This window comes from Vibrio sp. Vb1554 (assembly GCF_033344235.1).
Genome location: NZ_JAWPOJ010000001.1, coordinates 430440 through 448479, shown reverse-complemented (window position 1 = coordinate 448479; position 18040 = coordinate 430440). Strand labels below are relative to the sequence as shown.

At 43.2% G+C, this 18040-nt stretch carries 15 protein-coding genes and 1 tRNA gene; 6 read left to right on the top strand and 10 right to left on the bottom strand.

Features of this window, described 5'->3' with window-relative positions:
* From R8N28_RS01965 to R8N28_RS01955, 3 genes are all read right to left on the bottom strand, one after another.
* A tRNA-Cys gene (locus tag R8N28_RS01965) sits at positions 1 to 74 on the bottom strand.
* A gap of 204 nt (positions 75 to 278) precedes the next feature.
* Entirely contained in the window at positions 279 to 1733 is a 1455-nt protein-coding gene (gene viaA, locus R8N28_RS01960; protein WP_017820201.1) for an ATPase RavA stimulator ViaA, read from the bottom strand.
* A 9-nt stretch (positions 1734 to 1742) separates the two neighbouring features.
* On the bottom strand, positions 1743 to 3404 hold the full coding sequence (locus R8N28_RS01955) for an ATPase RavA domain-containing protein (RefSeq protein WP_065275339.1): 1662 nt from the start codon (positions 3402 to 3404) through the stop codon (positions 1743 to 1745).
* Between the two features lie 269 nt (positions 3405 to 3673).
* Here R8N28_RS01955 and R8N28_RS01950 point away from each other — a divergent pair, with 269 nt between their 5' ends.
* The 5 genes from R8N28_RS01950 (at position 3674) to R8N28_RS01930 (ending at position 8466) form a co-directional block, all read left to right on the top strand.
* Positions 3674 to 4189, top strand: a complete 516-nt coding sequence (locus tag R8N28_RS01950; protein WP_017820203.1) for an NUDIX hydrolase — start codon at positions 3674 to 3676, stop codon at positions 4187 to 4189.
* A gap of 22 nt (positions 4190 to 4211) precedes the next feature.
* Positions 4212 to 5216, top strand: a complete 1005-nt coding sequence (ltaE, locus tag R8N28_RS01945) for a low-specificity L-threonine aldolase (protein ID WP_042520986.1) — start codon at positions 4212 to 4214, stop codon at positions 5214 to 5216.
* 78 nt (positions 5217 to 5294) lie between these two features.
* Complete coding sequence (locus R8N28_RS01940; protein ID WP_017633643.1) at positions 5295 to 5615, top strand: c-type cytochrome; 321 nt, start codon at positions 5295 to 5297, stop codon at positions 5613 to 5615.
* A gap of 212 nt (positions 5616 to 5827) precedes the next feature.
* The gene (gene yfcC, locus R8N28_RS01935) at positions 5828 to 7360 is read left to right on the top strand and encodes a putative basic amino acid antiporter YfcC (protein ID WP_080996212.1); all 1533 of its coding nucleotides are present in this window, start codon (positions 5828 to 5830) and stop codon (positions 7358 to 7360) included.
* A gap of 110 nt (positions 7361 to 7470) precedes the next feature.
* Positions 7471 to 8466, top strand: a complete 996-nt coding sequence (locus tag R8N28_RS01930) for a succinylglutamate desuccinylase/aspartoacylase family protein (protein WP_042520988.1) — start codon at positions 7471 to 7473, stop codon at positions 8464 to 8466.
* Between the two features lie 206 nt (positions 8467 to 8672).
* On the opposite strand, the gene R8N28_RS01925 is transcribed toward R8N28_RS01930, so the two are convergent.
* Complete coding sequence (locus R8N28_RS01925) at positions 8673 to 9206, bottom strand: lipocalin family protein (protein WP_025767720.1); 534 nt, start codon at positions 9204 to 9206, stop codon at positions 8673 to 8675.
* Positions 9207 to 9513: 307 nt separating this feature from the next.
* Between R8N28_RS01925 and R8N28_RS01920 the strand changes: the two genes are divergently transcribed.
* A complete protein-coding gene (locus R8N28_RS01920; RefSeq protein WP_005387498.1) occupies positions 9514 to 9894 on the top strand; it encodes a cystatin domain-containing protein in 381 nt (126 codons plus the stop codon).
* A gap of 59 nt (positions 9895 to 9953) precedes the next feature.
* On the opposite strand, the gene R8N28_RS01915 is transcribed toward R8N28_RS01920, so the two are convergent.
* The 6 genes from R8N28_RS01915 to R8N28_RS01890 all read right to left on the bottom strand — a co-directional run bounded on the left by R8N28_RS01915 (position 9954) and on the right by R8N28_RS01890 (position 18019).
* Positions 9954 to 13010, bottom strand: a complete 3057-nt coding sequence (locus tag R8N28_RS01915; RefSeq protein ID WP_065275340.1) for an AAA family ATPase — start codon at positions 13008 to 13010, stop codon at positions 9954 to 9956.
* 9 nt (positions 13011 to 13019) lie between these two features.
* The gene (locus R8N28_RS01910; RefSeq protein WP_065275341.1) at positions 13020 to 14153 is read right to left on the bottom strand and encodes an exonuclease SbcCD subunit D; all 1134 of its coding nucleotides are present in this window, start codon (positions 14151 to 14153) and stop codon (positions 13020 to 13022) included.
* Between the two features lie 359 nt (positions 14154 to 14512).
* Positions 14513 to 15352, bottom strand: a complete 840-nt coding sequence (locus R8N28_RS01905) for an NAD/NADP transhydrogenase subunit beta (RefSeq protein ID WP_065275342.1) — start codon at positions 15350 to 15352, stop codon at positions 14513 to 14515.
* Positions 15353 to 15643, bottom strand: a complete 291-nt coding sequence (locus tag R8N28_RS01900) for a PAAR domain-containing protein (RefSeq protein WP_005375969.1) — start codon at positions 15641 to 15643, stop codon at positions 15353 to 15355.
* 11 nt (positions 15644 to 15654) lie between these two features.
* On the bottom strand, positions 15655 to 17490 hold the full coding sequence (gene tssI / locus R8N28_RS01895) for a type VI secretion system tip protein TssI/VgrG (RefSeq protein ID WP_005375968.1): 1836 nt from the start codon (positions 17488 to 17490) through the stop codon (positions 15655 to 15657).
* Positions 17491 to 17539: 49 nt separating this feature from the next.
* Entirely contained in the window at positions 17540 to 18019 is a 480-nt protein-coding gene (locus R8N28_RS01890; RefSeq protein ID WP_005375967.1) for an Hcp family type VI secretion system effector, read from the bottom strand.
* Positions 18020 to 18040 lie beyond the last annotated feature (21 nt).

Sequence of the window (18040 nt, the reverse complement as noted above, 5' to 3'; positions counted from 1 at the left end):
TGGAGGCGCCTCCCGGAGTCGAACCGAGGTCCACGGATTTGCAATCCGCTGCATAGCCACTCTGCCAAGGCGCCTTTTTATTACGCTTCAGGGCTCTACCCCGTTGCGTTGGTGGCTACTTTACGGATTGAGAGAAGATAGTCAAACAAAAACATTTCATTTTCTGTTCGTTTGATTTCTTTTAAGTCAATTCGACCAAAGTTCGATCTTATTGGCTTAAAACGAAGCAATATAAATCTCGCTTTCAGTTCGTTTTGTCCCATGAAACATTAAGGCGTTTAATAGTTGCTGACCCTTTTTAGCAATCTTCCCACAACATTAGGGTGATAAGACCAAGTGTGATCAAACATCGACATTAATGCAGGATTTCCGTATTTCGATAAGCTAATCGCGTGAAAACGGTTTTTCTTCGCCTTGAGCGCATCCACTTTGGCCAGTAACTCGTCTTGTTGTTTTGGCGCGATAAAGTCGGAAATGACTACCATGTCTGCGTTTTTATATTTATCACCGCTCATCAAGTCGATAGATTTAATCAAAGTTGGCTCTAAGTCTGTACCACCATGGAAGCTATAAGTTAGAAAGTCCGCCGCCTCGCGCAGACCATCTTGTTTGGTTAGTTCGTAGGTAATGTGTTCCGTAGAAAAAATAATGACATAGCAATCACGTTGCTCCGCTAGTGCGATTTGCATCAGAGCATAAGCCATGGCTTTGGCGCATTGCTCAGGAAAGCCACTCATGGAACCGGACGCGTCCACACAAACAATGAAGGGGCCTTTTTCGATATCTACCGCTTTATGGTCAGGTCGGTGAGCTTTAACTTTACGTAACGTGCGCGATTTGCCTTGTGTACGATAGTTCATGAGCCGTTTATCAACTAAGTGTTTATAGAACACAACTTCAAGTTCAGGATACGCCAAAAACATCGTTTCGTTGGGAAGTAGCTTATTTAGATCATCGCTTTCGTGAATACCGACAATATCATCCGTCGCCTCATCACTTTTCTCTTCGACCAATTGAAGTTCTTCAGTGGGCGCACGATTTAGTTCAGGATCATTTACTTGCCCCGCCATACGACCGAGTTGCTCCGCAATTTCTTGCAAGCCTTGGTGCTTCTTCAGAAACTCAGCATGGCGTTTCATCACCGTTAAGTCTGTTTTACTCAACTTGGCAGATGCCATATCCCACAGGCGCCCTACACTTTCAGCGTCACCCGACTCCGTGACTTTATCCATATTACGCATGGTTTCCATACGTTGATACAGGTCTTTCAGCACCTTTTCTTTATTGGCTTCAAGCTCGCTTACTTGCGCTTGTTTTATAGCATCGGTGAGGCTTTGGTACCATTGATCACAAAAGTAATGAGGGAACATAGGGTTATTCATCCCTTTGTTCTTTTCCATCATTCGGCGAGCTTGCATGTAAAACGCAGAGTGCCATTCCAGCTTTTTAATCACATCTTCGATGTTTTCAAAAAACGCCTCTTCATCCCAATGAATAACCTCTTGATATAAAGACAGCTCTTGTTGGAAACGCTCTGTCTCACATACCTTGGTGATCCGTTTTTTAACACTGCCTCGCCACTTTAACAAGTGACCTTTGACCGAAGATTTAACACCTCTGTTTTCTGCCATCATCATGACTTGTGAACGAGCCATCAAATCATTAACTGCGCTATCGATGATGCCGGAGTCGGCCACCATCAGCGCGAGGTTAAGTCCGTCTGCACCTAGCATGTCGTCTCCTTATGAGAAAAACTGATTTAAGTTTTTAAAGCGTTGGATAACTTTTTCACTTTCTGCTTGGATTGATTCAAGTCTCTGACTGACCTGTTGTAGACTCGACTCCATTAGGCGGGGTAGTTCAGGATCAACAAAGCTATGCGGAAGCGCATCATGAAAGTTCGCTTTCACCTTACGCATATGGTGTTCTGCCTCACTAAGCTGATTTACGGCTTTTTCGCTCTGCGTTAACCACTTTTGGTAGAGCTCTACATCCAAGCCCTCTTGAGTCACTAGGCTAACCAGAATGCCTCGGTTCGCGATATCACGGATAACTAGGTTATTCGCCGCGTCAACGTCAAATCGTAAACGGCACATGTTGGTGTTTTGATTGACGTAACCATACACATCACCGCTTCCCTCTTTAATGACTCGATCTAACTCATCTTTGGGTACATAAACCCAGCGGCTATCACCTTTTTCTGATTCTGAAACCGACATGTTGCTTTGCAAGACCACCAATTTAACTAAGTTAACGGCTGCGCCAACTTTGTACATCTTGGCTTTAGAGGTATCAAAGCGCATGGTTTCTTTGCGCAAAATACCCGTTGCCGCTTCAGACGTTAACGTCATGCGGTAGGCATCTTCAAGTTCATGTTGAACATCAACCAAAGACTCACGGCAGTACTCGATTTCCTGCTCCGCGTCTTGTTGATCAAATGCATGTTTTAAGGCGAACTCTTGAACCACTCCACGTACCACATCTCGCGATTCAGGACTGTTCCATAAACAATCTTGCAGCAGTAGAAGGTCAAGCGGATTGATTTCATCGCGACCATTAAAAAACGCGCTCGCTTTTAACAACTTCACGGCTTTCTTCCAGCGGCGGTCAGAGACATACATGTCGGTATTGGCCACATCACCAAACTGAGCTTCAACTTTGCTTTCTAACATCGTTTTAAGCTGGAAAAGCTTTTCGAATGCATTGTCGGTTAGCGTCAATTTGTCGAGCTGTTGTTGCCATTGATGATATTCTTCATCAGTTATCGCTAGGCCTTCTGGTACTTGTGCCTCTTGCGATGTGCCCACAGTCAACATCGACTTAAAGTTTTGTTTATTCTGAATTCGATTCACAAACACACGCACCAACATGCGGTCGTAGAGGGCATCCAATCCACTATCTTCATCGGGTAATTCATTGGAAGCCGATACCAACAGGCGCATTGGCACACGCTCGATATCGCTGCCATTTTTGAATGTTTTCTCATTAACCACTGTCAGCAATGTGTTAAGAATTGCAGGCCCCGCCTTCCAGATTTCATCCAAAAATACGACTTGTGCAGTTGGCAAATACCCTTTAGTTAAGCGAACATAACGGCCGTTGTCTTTTAGCTCTTGGATACTCAGTGGCCCAAACACCTCTTCAGGGGTTGAGAAGCGCGTCATCAGGTATTCGAAGTAACTGCTGTTATCGAACGCTTGGATGAGTCGTTTGGCAATTAAGCTTTTTGCAATACCAGGGGGGCCTAAAAGAAAAACACTTTCACCAGCAAGTGCAGCAAGAAGGCAGAGCTTGATCGTATGTTCACGCTCATAAACGCCATCCGTTAACGCTTTCGCCAATTTATTGATGCGTTCTGAGAGAAGCGCTTTTTCGGCATTTGAGGCAAATAAGGTTTGTGTCATACGTTCTCCGGCTACTGAAGTGGTATTGCGTTAACATTTTTATACACTTGTTATAACTTTGTTACAAATGTATTTTGTCGAATTCCCCTTATAGCAGATGCTTTTCCCCATCTTGACGAAGCAATCAAAGTTTCCATTTATGAGACATTGCTCACTTAAAGTGCAAACGCTTTCGTCGTGTTGCAGTATTTTTTGCTTTTGTTTCCCACCATTTGTGGTTAATGTCGAAAAACGTCAAAAATGCGGTAACAGCTAGGGTTCATAACTGCATGAGCAAGATAATTCATAAATGGAAGCAAATTTCTCTGATTGAAGAAGACGTTATGCTTCCTACAGGACAGGCAATTACGCACACCACAATCCATCATCCGGGCGCTGCAGTGATTCTCCCTATTACAGCGGAGGGTGAAATTGTCCTTGTCCACCAATTTCGGCCTTCACTTAATAAATGGCTATTGGAACTTCCTGCTGGTACCAGGGAAGGCAACGAAGAGCCACTCTGCTGCGCCAAAAGAGAGTTAGAGGAAGAAACTGGGTTTAGTGCAGAGAAATTCACGTCTCTCGGCCAAGTCACCCCTCTTGCCGGATTTTGTGATGAGATACAGTATCTATTTGTTGCCGAAAAGCTCAACAAAACAAACCGTTACGAGTGCGATGAAGACGAAGTGATTGAGGTCGTCACCTTGTCAATCAAGCAACTCGAAGAAAAGATTGTCGATGGCACGATCACCGATGCCAAAACGATCGCTTGCTTAAGCAAAGCGCGCCTTTGCGGATATATTTAGGACTTTGACCAAGGAGACATTCATGGATTTTCGATCAGATACCGTTACACAGCCCACCCAAGCCATGCGAGAAGCCATGTTTAAGGCCCCCGTTGGGGATGATGTTTATGGTGATGACCCTACGGTCAATGAGCTTGAAAAATTTGCTGCGCAGCTTGCTGGTTTCGAAGCAGCTTTGTTTACCACTTCAGGCACTCAAGCCAATCTGCTCGGTTTAATGGCGCATTGCGAGCGGGGAGATGAATATCTATGTGGGCAACAAGCACATAACTACAAATACGAAGCTGGTGGCGCGGCGGTTTTGGGATCAATTCAACCTCAACCAGTCGAAAATAACCCAGATGGCACGCTACCATTTGATAAACTGGCTGCTGCGATTAAACCAGATGATTGTCACTTTGCTCGCACTAAGCTTCTCAGCTTAGAAAACACAATTAATGGTAAAGTACTACCTCTGTCTTACTTAGCAGAAGCACGTGACTTCGTGAATAAACATAACTTGCAGATGCATCTAGATGGCGCTCGCGTTTTTAACGCAGCCGTTGCACTTGATGTTCCGGTAAAAGAGATCGGTCAGTACTTTGATTCAATGACGATCTGTCTGTCGAAAGGTCTGGCTGCCCCTGTTGGCTCGCTACTGCTTGGTAGCAAAGACTACATCGCAAAAGCACGTCGCTTAAGAAAGATGGTCGGCGGTGGTATGCGTCAAGCGGGTATTCTTGCCGCAGCAGGCAAACTTGCCCTTACCGAACAAGTGGAACAGCTAAAACAAGATCACATCAACGCAAAAACCTTAGCGGAAGGTTTAGCAGAACTGCCTGGTTTTTCAGTCAACCCTGAATTTGTTCAAACGAACATCGTGTTCGCGAAGCTTGCTCCTCAAGTGGACATAGTAAGTATCGCTGCGAAACTAAAGGAACAAAACATCACGATAACCCCTGGAAATCCAATTCGTTTTGTAACTCATAAAGATATTTCAGCGAAAGACATCGACACTTTCTTATCAAGTATAAAATCTCTACTTTAATTTGATTTTGATCATTGAGCTTCCCCTAAGGGGAAGCTTTATTGTATCGGCATGATTTTTAGCGAATAGATAACCTCCATGCTCAGATTTGTACTTCTAATCTCTTTTATTTTCTCTTCCGCTATCCATGCCGAGCCGTTTGGTGATGCTGATAAAGGTAAAATCAAATCACCTAGCTGTGTCTATTGTCACGGTGTTACAGGCATCGCAACGAACAACACCTATCCAAGCCTTGCTGGTCAAAATGCTCAGTACCTTTACAATGCAATGAAATCTTATCAAGCCGGTGAGCGTAAAGGGCCACTTGCAGAAATGATGGCAGCACAGTTAAAAATGTTAAATGATGAAGACCTTCGTGATGTCGCTGCTTTTTATGCAGAACAGACAGAAATCAAGTGATTAGATCACCTGTAGATGTACTATGAAAGCTCGTGAATCATCCAAACTCAACGCATATTGAAACATTAACCCAACATTCGACCACAAAACAATCAAATTAACTTCACTTCAAATATTTGATGAATTTATAGTTCAACATAAGCATTAATATTGACTTTTTATTCTATTTTATCGATATTTCATGCTTTATTGAATTTGACGTGAAGTAAGTTATGTCTCACACACATGCGCAACCAGCAGACTCGGTTGCTACCCCTAAGTCGTGGCAGATGCCAGATACCCTCATTTTGATCTTCATTGTTGGTATTCTTGCTGCGATTCTTACCTACTTAATTCCTGCTGGTCATTTTGATAGCCAACAGGTGACCTACATGGTAGACGGTGCAGAAAAAACTCGCACAGTTATCGATCCTTCTTCTTTCTCTTATGCAACCGACGAAAACGGTGAACTGGTTTACAACAAGGTTGGCCTGTTTGCTTCTGGTGGTGGCATTGGTCTGATGAACTTCCCTTTCGAAGGGCTAGTTTCTGGCTCTAAATGGGGCAGCGCAATCGGCGTGATTATGTTCATGTTGGTTATCGGCGGTGCTTTCGGCGTTGTAATGCGCACAGGCACAATCGATAACGGTATCCTGCGCCTTATCGATAAGACCAAAGGTAACGAAGCGCTATTCATTCCAGTGCTATTTTTGCTGTTCTCGCTAGGCGGTGCGGTATTTGGTATGGGTGAAGAAGCCGTAGCGTTTGCGATTATTATCGCGCCGCTTATGGTTCGCCTTGGTTATGATGGTATCACTACGGTAATGGTTACCTATGTTGCGACTCAAATTGGCTTTGCTACTTCTTGGATGAACCCTTTCTCCGTCGCTATTGCGCAAGGCATTGCGGGAGTACCTGTTTTATCCGGCATGACAGTGCGCATGGGGTTATGGGCTGGCTTTACGTTAATCGGTATCGCCTTCACCATGATCTACGCCGCTCGCGTGAAGTCAAATCCTAAACTTTCTTACAGCCATCGCACAGACCAGTATTTCCGTCAGCAAGAGCTTGGCAATCAAGATTCTCGTTGGAACCTAGGTGACACACTCGTTATCTTTACAGTTATTGCGACCACGGTGTGGGTCGTTTGGGGCGTAGTCGCTAACGCATGGTACATCCCAGAAATCGCGTCTCAATTTTTCACTATGGGCTTTGTTGTCGCGATCATCGGTACGATTTTTCGCCTGAACGGTATGACGCTAAACTGCGCAGCTGATGCATTTAAAGAAGGTGCAGCTATTATGCTTGCACCTGCCCTGTTAGTGGGTTGTGCAAAAGGTGTATTGTTGATCCTTGGTGGTGGTACAACTGATGAAGCGAGTGTACTGAACTCAATTCTAAACAGTGCTGGCGGCGTGATTAGCGGGCTTCCTGACGTGGCTGCGGCATGGTTAATGTATGTATTCCAATCTATCTTCAACTTCTTCGTCACTTCGGGCTCTGGACAAGCGGCACTAACGATGCCTCTACTGGCCCCTCTGGCAGACATTGCAGGAGTTACGCGCCAAGTGGCAGTTTTGTCATTCCAACTTGGCGATGGCTTTACTAACGTTATCGTCCCTACTTCGGCATCTCTCATGGCAACGCTTGGTGTCTGCCGTATCGACTGGGGTGACTGGGCAAAATTCTGCTGGCGATTTATTCTATTACTCTTTACCCTATCAAGTATCGTCGTTATCGCAGCTCATATTATGGGTTTTGCGTAAAACGAAGCCAATTGGTAATTAAGGCGAGACATGTTCTCGCCTTATTAATATTCATGGTATGACGACGCTAAGGTTTTAGATTAGCTTATGGTTTTGGAGTGGTAACTTTAATGGCAACACAATTTCTCGATGACGTGATTCAAGGTCATCAAGTGATTCAATCTCTCAATGTAGCAGACCTAAATTCGGGCGAGCATAAGTTTTGGTTTCGCATCGCAACGAATGCTCTCTCTCAGTGGCAACACCTACCTGTGCTAGTGTTCAAAGGTGAAAAACCTGGCAAGAAGATCATGATTACCGCAGGGGTTCATGGTGATGAGTACAATGGTGTGTTAGCAGCGCAGAAAACTGCTCGAGAGCTCATCGGCACTGAAGTCGCTGGTACTGTCACTATTGTTCCAACCATTAACATGCCTGGTATGCTAAACCACAGCCGCGATTTCTATTCCGCAGACCCTGATGCGTCTCCTGCAAACTTAAACCGCTTTTTTCCTGGTGACCAAAACGGCAATGAGGCCCAACGTTACTTATATGCATTGTGGAATGATTTGCTCAAGCCAAATGCTGATTTAGCCATTGACGTTCACACTCAAACCAGTGGTGCTGCCTATCCACTTTACGTGTTTGCAGATTTCCGAATCGAGCAATCATTAGAAATGGCTCGCCTCATTAATCCTGATGCGATTTTAAATGATCCTGGAGATGCTGGCGTCCTTGAAACGGTCTGGAATAACCATGGTGTCCCAAGCATTACTGTTGAAGTAGGTATGGGGCGATACACCGAGCAAGAACTTATCAGTCGAACTGTAACAGGCATTTTTAATGTGCTGAAAAAGCATAACATTGTTGAAGGTGATATGGACCCTATTACGTCATGCTTGGAAGGAAACGAAATCATCAGTGTGAAAGCGACACACGGCGGCTTTGTACTGCCTCATGTCAGTTTGATGGATTTTGTCGAGCAAGGTCAACTTCTTGCGATTCAATACGACAGCTTTGGCGCTGAGATTAAACGCTACACCGCCCCAACAAGCGGCACAGTACTTAGCCACAATGTTGAATCTATTCGAGCACCAGGTTCCCTGATCGTTCGTTTGATTAAGTAAACCATAACCGTTTGTTGATAGAGCAACCTTTCGACGCTCACTCAAATTTATATAAGCCCCATCACGAGTAATCACAAATGATGGGGCTATATCCATTTTGACCACATTAAGTTACGCCGTAACAAATTACTGTTAAGCGAAATGACAAACTGAGCTTTAATTAGGAAGCTTCCCCTCTGTCCGCTTTTTCAGCCACGCTGATGAACTTAAAGCTGCCGTTGTTTCTCTTGTTCAACAAAAATGAGCTCGTCGATAGCGAAACCTTTCTCTTTAGCTACGTACTTAAAGCGCTCCACTACTTTCTCATCAACATTAGGAGTTCTAGACAATAGCCACAAGTAGTCGTGGTTGTAACCTGAGACAAACGCATAGTCATAGTTTTCACCTAGCTCAAACACAATGTAAGAAGAGTATATTGGCCCAAAAAAGGAAACCTTTAAGTGTCCCACCGTTTCATCTTCAACAAAATAAGCTTTGCCTTCAGCTTCTGACCACTGTCGCTCTTCTTCGGAATATCCACGGTTTATCACCTTGACCCCGCCATCCTCACGAACCTGATACTCAGCGGTAACGTTGGATAAGCCTCGCTCAAATGAATGGTCTAGGCGTGCAATCTCATACCACTTACCTAGATATGGCTCTAAATCGAAATTATTCACGGGTTCCACCCCATCCGGCTTCGAGGTACAACCAAATAAAGTTGCAAGTGACAAAAGTAAAAATATTTTTATCGATTTCATACAACACCTAAATTTTAATTAGTGATTGATTTTACTCTAGAAGATAACAAATCGATCACTAAGCCGCACCATCGCCCTCATAGGTACACATCACAATTCTTCATCATCAATAGCGCGCTGAACACCGAAACCTCGTCATCTCAGCAAATCAATAACAAGATTGCTCTATTTTTGACTTACAAGCTGACCATGCTTGTACATTTTGTCAGCATTTAACCCTATGCATATAGAAACTTTGCACAACATAGACATTCGTAGGCATATCACCCTCCTATAATACGTTGCGTTATAGACAGAGGTTATTGTTATGAAATTAAAAACAGTGTCAGTTTGTGCACTTTTGGTGTTACTTGCAGGTTGTCAGCAGGAAAAGCCGAGCGAAACGACACAATTAACGACCTCGGCAGATGTATGTAATGCACAAGGAAACATGCCAGGTGGGTGGAATGAGTTTAACGCGACCCCTGATGCACAAAAGGCAATGGCCTTTGTTTTAAAGAAAATGGACACAATAGCGTCGTTTAAACAAATACTGAATGTTCACGCGCAAATCGTTAGCGGCGTCAACTATGCTATTGAGTTTGAATTGGATGATGGCTCTGTTTGGAACACGATTGTTTATCGCAACCTCGATGGCGAATATGCGATTACCCAATCGCCAAAAGAAGGCCACTTTTGCGAACAGTAGCGACTTAGTCAGAAAGCCCCTAACAATAGGGGCTTTTTGATCTAACAGTAATCACTGAATTAGACAGCGAAGCGACATTGAGATTTAATCGACACCGTTGAACCAAGTCTTGATGGTTCAACATCAATCCTCTGCGCCATTTGCTCTTTCAGCTCAGAAACGTGAGAAATAACACCGATCATGCGCCCAGTCTGTTGCAGGTCCACTAGCGTTTGAATAGCAAGATCTAAAGACTCTGGGTCTAAACTACCGAAGCCCTCATCAATAAATAAAGTGTCTAAACGGATACCGCCACTATAGGATTGCACAACATCCGACAAACCAAGTGCCAGAGCAAGCGCTGCCATAAATGATTCACCGCCGGAAAGTGTCGCAACATCACGCGTTTTTCCTGTGTAGCCATCTTCAACCATTAAATCTAAGCCGCGACCCGCAGCGCCTTTGAAGCCCTCTGTTTTTCGAGCAAGAATATAGCGCCCTTTACTCATAAGGCTTAAGCGTTGAGAGGCCTGAATCAGCACATCATCCAACAGTACACCAAGAACAAAGCGATGTAGGCTAACCCTGCTGCCTGTTTTACCACTAGCAACGTCGTACAACGTACCAAAGACTTTGTATTCTTCTTCTAACTTACTATTTTTCTCATGCAACACGGCAATATCTTTACGAACCTTTTCAAGGCGTTCAAATATTGAGCGTGTGGTATCAAGTTGATTCCTTACTTCAATATATTGCGTCTGCAGAGTGGTTAACCTGTCGTTAAACGACTCTAAATTAGGCCTTTCAAGATCTTTCAATGCATGATTTAAATCATGTAGTGTTTGCTCAAGCTTGGTTTGTGCCTGTTTGAAGCTGTCTATTTCTTGCTGCCAGGCTTGAAGTTCATCATCTCCCACTCGACTACTTAGATAATGGCTTTCATCCTCAAATTTACTCGCCTGTAGTGCCTCATTCCACGCTAATTCTGCTTGGCTAAGTTTTTGCTCTGACTCAGATAACCACTGCTTGTTCGTCGCTAAGTGACTTTCCGCATTTGATTTCTCCAATATCGCTTGCTGCAAAGCGTTTTGCGCCTTTTCTAAGCCTGTGTTCAAACTCAGAATTTGCTCGTTTGTCAGCAAAATTTCACGTTCAAGCAAGTCAGCGGAACTGTATTTTGGGTCAATAGAAGCTTGTAATTGAGCCAATTGTTCTTGGTTCGCTTTAACGGTTGATTCATTTGCCGCCATTTTATTCTGCAGCTCATGAATTTTATTTTCACCCACGACGCAGCGTTGATTAAGCTGTTCAACGTTCCTTTCTAGTTTTTCAATATCAATAGCTTGTAGACGTAGGAGTTGAGCATTAAGCGCTTGCAAATCATTTTGAACCGTCGAGATCTCAGATGTAGCATACTCACCCAACTCCTCTTTCAACTGGTTATACTGATTCTGATACTGACTAATGACAACGTTATGTTGTTCTAGCTGATTGCTTAGTTGGTTCAACAAGGTTTGAGCTTCTCGCTCTTTCGCTCTAGCCGCCTGAACTTGCTCTTTTGTAACGGCTTCTTCAACAAACGTTGTGGGGTTAGGATGCGTTTCGCTACCACACACCGGGCATGCTTCACCTGCTTTTAGTCGCTGCGCTAATACTGCTGCTTGAGCGTTGTGCCACTTAAGCTCTATCGTATCAGCGTCTTGTTGATACTGCATATAGCGCTGACTGGCTTCGTTTAGTGACTGCTGCTTACCTACAGTTAGCGCATTGAGTTTAGAGAGCTCTAAAGTAAGATCATGCAGCTTTTGTAGATCCTGTAACAGCCGTTGTTTTTGTTTTATTTCCGCATCAATGCTGCCAATAAGCGCAACATCAACTCGTGCTTTCTCTAGCTCCTTCTGTCCCTGCTGGGCCTGTAACGTTAACTTATCTTTTAGTTCTATGTACTGTTTTAACGTTGCTTCAAATTGTTGTTTTTGTTGATAACCCGCCGTTATTTTACTTTCCAAATTGTCTTTCTCGACCAACTTGTTTTTCATACTTTCAAGCTGATACTGCAGTTGCGTTAACTGCGGGACCTTTGCCGCGGCCTCTTTTGCACTTTGCTGCAAGTTTTCTTGTTCTCTCGCAACGACATGAGCTTTTTCGAGACTCTCTTTCAAAGCTACGATTTTTTGCCTAAGCTCTTGCGTTTGAGCTTTTGCATTTTGTAATGAGACGTAGGGCAACTCTATCTTATTGGCATTTTTAGCGTTTTCTAATTGCTGTTGACGAGCTTTTATCGAATCTGAGTGTTCTAGATGCAGCTTGAGTGCGCTTTCTGCTTGCTCTCGTTTCGAAAACTCTCCATTCAAGGTTTCCGCTTTTTGCAATTCAGATTTAGCAGTATTGAGCTTATCTAACGCTGCTTGCTCATTCTTTTTATCAGACTCTAATTGCTTAGTTACTTGTTCCAGTTGTTGTAATAGTTCTTGTTCAGAACTCGCTTCTGCAACTTGTAAAGCACCTCGAATTTGATTATCAAATTCGCCTTTCGCTTTACTAATTGCACTCGCTTTATCTTTGAGCGCGTACTCAATTTTTTTATATATGTCAGTTTGAAAGAGCTGGCCAAAAATTTCTTCACGCTCTTTAGAGCTAGCAAGCAACAGTTCTCGGAATTTTCCTTGAGGCAACACCATAACTTGACGAAATTGAGTTTCATTCAAGCCAATAATATTGCTAACTTCAGTTTTAACCTGAGTCGTCTTGCTGGTGATAAGCGTTTCAGTCTCACCGAGTTCATAAAGAGCCGCAGTGTGCTTTTTAATCGTCATCCCTTCACCACGGGCCTTGGGCGCTTCCTGCTCAGGGGATCGAACAACTCGGTATTGTTTGCCGTGTAACGAAAATTCGAGAACTACTTCGGTTGGTAAATCTTGCGCGGATAAGTCACACCGCATCTGAATACCTTGTCGCTCATTACCTGTGGTTTCACCATAAAGGGCGAAGCAAATGGCATCTAAGATCGACGTTTTACCGGAACCTGTAGGACCATTAATCAAAAATAGAGGGTTACTGCCAAGCTTCTCAAAATCAATGATTTCAGTTTTTGCAAACGGACCAAAGGCTTGCATGGTTAGTTTAATTGGTTTCATCTTTGGTCCCTATTGCTGTGATAATTGCTTAATAATGTCAGTAACAGCTTGCTCTTGCTCTTTAGACAACTGGCTATCTTGCGCCTCAATAAAAAAATCTCGGAACATATCAATTTCGCTTCGCGCCAACTTTGCTTGCGCCATTTCCTGCTCTACCCCAATTAACATGCCAGGTTTCTCAAGGTGTAAAACGTTTGGATACACTGAACGAAGTTTTTCCATTGGGTTTAAAATCGCATGTTTATCCATCAAACGAACTAACAAATAATCTTCATTCTTAGGGTCTGTTTTGCCTTGATCAATAACTTTATCCAGCTCGCCCTCTACAATGCGCATTTCATGAGGAGCCGTAAGATCAATATGCTCTGCAGAAACAAATCCTTTCTTGTCCAGTTCAACTAACGTGAAACCTTTTCTCTGGTTCTGTTCACCAAAGCTATACTTCATGAGAGAGCCAGAGTAACGGATATGCTCCGCGCCTTTCTTTTGAGGCTGATGCAAATGACCAAGTGCGACGTAGTCAAAATCTAAGAAGTGTTCATGACTCACGCGATCAGAACCACCAATAGATAATGGTCGTTCAGAGTCTGACTCGATGGCCCCATCAACAAAACAGTGACTCACGAGCACGCGCTTTTGCTTAGAGATAAAGCGCTCTTTAATTTGCTCAACAAGCAATTGATGAGCCTCATCATGAGTGGATACCGAGGCTTTGTAGGCAAACCTGACCTGTTCAGGGTCGTTATAAGGCATACCATAAAACGCGACCTCATCCGCAGAGTCCGTTTTTATGATGATGGGAGTGAGCATCTCTTCAAAGTTGCTAACAATATGGAGACCTGCATTTTTCATTTGCTCTGAGCCGAAACCTAGCCTTTCTGCACCATCATGGTTGCCAGATATCAATATCATTGGTGTTTCTAACTCGGTACAAATGCGTTTCACGACTCGATCTAACAGTTCTATTGCAACCGTTGGTGGCACCGAACGGTCATAGATATCTCCCGCCACTACAACTGCATCGACGGGGTTGTGTTCAATATAGTTAATCAGTTGTTCGAGTACTGCTTGTTGATCTTCGAGTAGTGACACGTTGTGGAATTGTCGACCAAGATGCCAATCTGAGGTGTGGATAAACTTCATTCGAATTCACTTTCCGCCAATTCTATGAGCAGGCTTGCTTCTGTCAGAGTCCATGTACCGTTTATAAACAGGAATGCGTCACGGGTGGGATCTCGAACAAGCCAAAAACTCAAGTTATTTTATATCGGTAAGGATATCTTGAGTCGAACAGCTTTTCATGTGGTTTGTGTTCTATGGCTGGCTATTTGATCAGAAAGCGAGAAGAACACTGTAAAAACGCGGTGAGCAAAGCTATTTTGAAAAGCAAGCTGCGACTAGTCATTGTCCAAACATCATTAAAGGGCCAATTTCGAGTCAATCCCCCATAACATTTGCATCACTAAAACCTCAGCTACTAGAAGGAAAAGCAATAGCCAGACCTATTCACTACGCCAATTGTATATTACTCCTACCGCATAGCCATCTGGCTCGATGTCGGCTTGCAACACGTGAAAGTCTGGGCAGGGGCTGCTTCTTTGAAGCTCATCAATCACTAACGCTTTTAAAACGCCGCCACATGCACCCAATCCGCCAAGTTTGATATCAACAAATTGATACTGAGTTTGATCGGTCACCCACGGAGACAAGAATTGCATTGAGTTTAACCATTGCGGTTCTTCCTCATTAACGGATAAATACAATTGACTGAGTGGATGTTCACAACTTACTCCTAATTGCTTAAACACTTTGTCCACGGCGATGCGTTGTTGTTTGGCATCTAAATCAATTCGAACAACATCAGGCACAAGACCTGAATGTCGAAAAAAACACTTGGTTAAAATGATAGAGCTTTGAGGTTTGACATGCGCTTCTACATCGCTCGTAACCTCTATAGCCAGTATCCAAGTCGCTTGCGTTTCATTAACTTCACGATTTATCCGATTTAGTGCCATCAAAAATGCAGCTTGGCCATAAGGATAAAAGTAAATTTCAGTATTGACAGTTTGGTCAACGAAAATAGAAAGCTCGCTTATCAATGCTTTAAGCAAACTTTTGTCTACCGAAGATGGTAAAAGAACACAGAGATTCCCCTTGATATCAGCTTGCTCAAGACTCTCGCGCTCAGAGCGCACGAGGCTTAATATATGCTCATCTATTGATTGAGCAAAGTCAGGGGGTCGGATTTCCTCGGACAATCTAAAAGAATCATCAGCTATCTCGCGAACGGTGTGTGAACGGCCATTAAAGGATAGAAGATGCGTTTGAAATGCGAGTGGCATCTAGCCTCCGATTAAAACCGTAGGCATACCAGATAGAATTTTGCCACCATGAGACGTTGAATCGCCGACTCTCGCGGCTGGTTTACCGTTGATTGTTACGCTAGAAGAACCTGCTGAGATACTATCCGGAGGACCGATACAAATAAGCTTGTCGCCTTGTCTTGCCGCAGGTATCCCGCCAATCGTTACGTTTGGTGAACCAACAACGACGGGACCACCGACATGCGGTATCTTTCCTGTTTTTTTAGGGCAAAGATGAAAGCTGCCCAAAATTGCGGCTGGTTTACCCACTTTAAATCACCTTAGTTCAATGAAATTTGCCCAGCTTTAAGAGCAATAGCTGAGCCGTTAATGGATATTTTATTACCTTTGATATTGATTTCTCCAGAGCTAGACATCTGAATAGAAGCACCACCTACTTTGATCTCGACGCTCTTTCCTGCATTAAAAGACAGCACTTCACCCGTTTCATTCGAAAAGTTTTTACCTACTTTCAAGCTCGCGTTCTGACCGACCTCTTGATTAACATCATTGGTCACTTTTTCGGTTTTACTGTTTTCAACGGCGATATCAACACAGTCTTCAACTAGCATTTGGAACAGTTTTTCAGCATGAAGATAAATGTGCTCTTCACCAGGCTTATCATCGAAGCGCAACTCATTAAAATTGGATGTACCTTTTTGTACAGAGCGTGATTTATAACCACTCTGAGAACTTTGCTCTGGTAAAGCGTAAGGAGGGAGTTGACTACCGTTATATAGTGACCCCGTAACGATTGGTTGATCAGGGTCTCCGTTAACAAACTCGACGATGACCTCTTGTCCGACTCTAGGGTGAAACACCGACCCCCATCCGTTACCTGCAATATTTTGCGCAACACGAATCCAACATGAACTATTTACATCGTATTTACCAACACGGTCCCAGTGAAACTGAACTTTGATACGGCCATGTTTGTCTATGTAAATTTCACCATCTTTGTTCCCCGTAACTACTGCGGTTTGCAAACCTTTCATCTGAGGTTTCGGGTAGTTAACTGAAGGACGCAGGATTGTCTTTGAGTCAACACAACTAAACGAGACTTTGACACCTTGCGCACCGGTCCCACCTTGACCAGTCTGGTTATAAACAGCAGCAGACAAAAAAACAGAAGACAGTACATATTCTTTGCCGACTCGAGATTTATCTTCATGCTTTTTAAACTTGAAGCACTTGCCCACACTGAATGTTCTGCACGTAGCCTCGCCACGACACAAATATGCATTTTGCTGTAGTGCTTCTATTGCATGCGTGTTTCTCAGTGCGTATTGATCATTGCTCTCCATTTCACCCATGTATTCAAAATACTCGCTTCCAGGTACTGTAAAAAAATCACTTTCACCCTTTGCAGTATTTTTAGGATTCGAAGAAGGCTTGAGCATGTTATAGCCTGACTTTTGACTCGCTTTAGTAGTCAGAATTTGCGTTTCATGCCAAGAAGAAATGTGGCTAGATTTCGCCGTACCTGTATCAAAATCGACTAAAAACTCAGTACCCGGCTTATAAAAACTGATGTCATCAAAAATATTGAGCGTATGGGCAGACTTAGTATGTGTAAAACAAAATGATAGCCCCTCCTCCGATAACAGACGTCGAACAAATTCAAGATCTGATTCTTCATATTGTACTTTGTATGTGTATTTAGGATAGGACTTGGTTAACTCAAAACTAAAGGCAACACTATGCTCCGATAGTACTTCAGAGATAATTTCCTTTATATCTTTATGCTGAAATATTCTGCAATTTTTTCGATATTCAGCGAAACGTAATTTAGGCTCTATTAATAATTCTATGTTTTTATAATTTTCGCCTTTATGTGTATTAGAAACCCTTTTCCCTTCTAATCTTGCAGCAGAAACATAACCATGCATATAACGAGGATTTGAAGAAACATCCTCGTTATTTTCAAGGGTAATGGTAACTTCCTTACCAATAATTTCGTTTAACTCACTTCGTTGATCATTAAAGTAAGCTTTAGCACGCAATGAAAAAAGTTCTGAGATCTCTTCTCTATACTCAAACGAGTTTAGTATGATGGCATCTTTACCGAATGGCGAAGAAATTCGGATGAAATTGTTATCTTGAGTTGCTCTTTTCATTAAATACTTCTTTCAAAAAAATGCGGAGGAATACTCCCCCGCATGAAAATTACATTTGTTGACCTTTAACACCGCTGTAGCCGTATACCAATGGAGCAGAAGTGTTGTTCTTATCGTCAGTAGGAGTCACTGTCATCATCATTTCTGTGTAAGAAATTGTGATAGTTTCAACTGGACGATCGTCTTGGATAGAAACTGAGTAGTTAGAAATCATCGCATCAGTCAGTTCGATCTTCATGATCTCTTCAACCTTCTCACCCTGCTTAGTAATATGGAAAACCGCTGGTTTACCTTTACCAATCGTCGCTTCTTTAAATAAGTCAGGAGAAGAACGGTCTTGAAGTTTAGTGATAGTCAAATCATATAGACGAGTAGCGCTCGCTTCACGGTCCATCGCTGTACCAGTGTATGATGAGATCTCACGACCTACACTCCAATCTACAGATAGTAGTGTAATCAAATCTTTGTATTGCTCGGCTGTTGCCTCACCCTTAATATCTGCGTATTTAAGATACGTATTAGACTGCATGCTAATCTCCTATAGCATTAT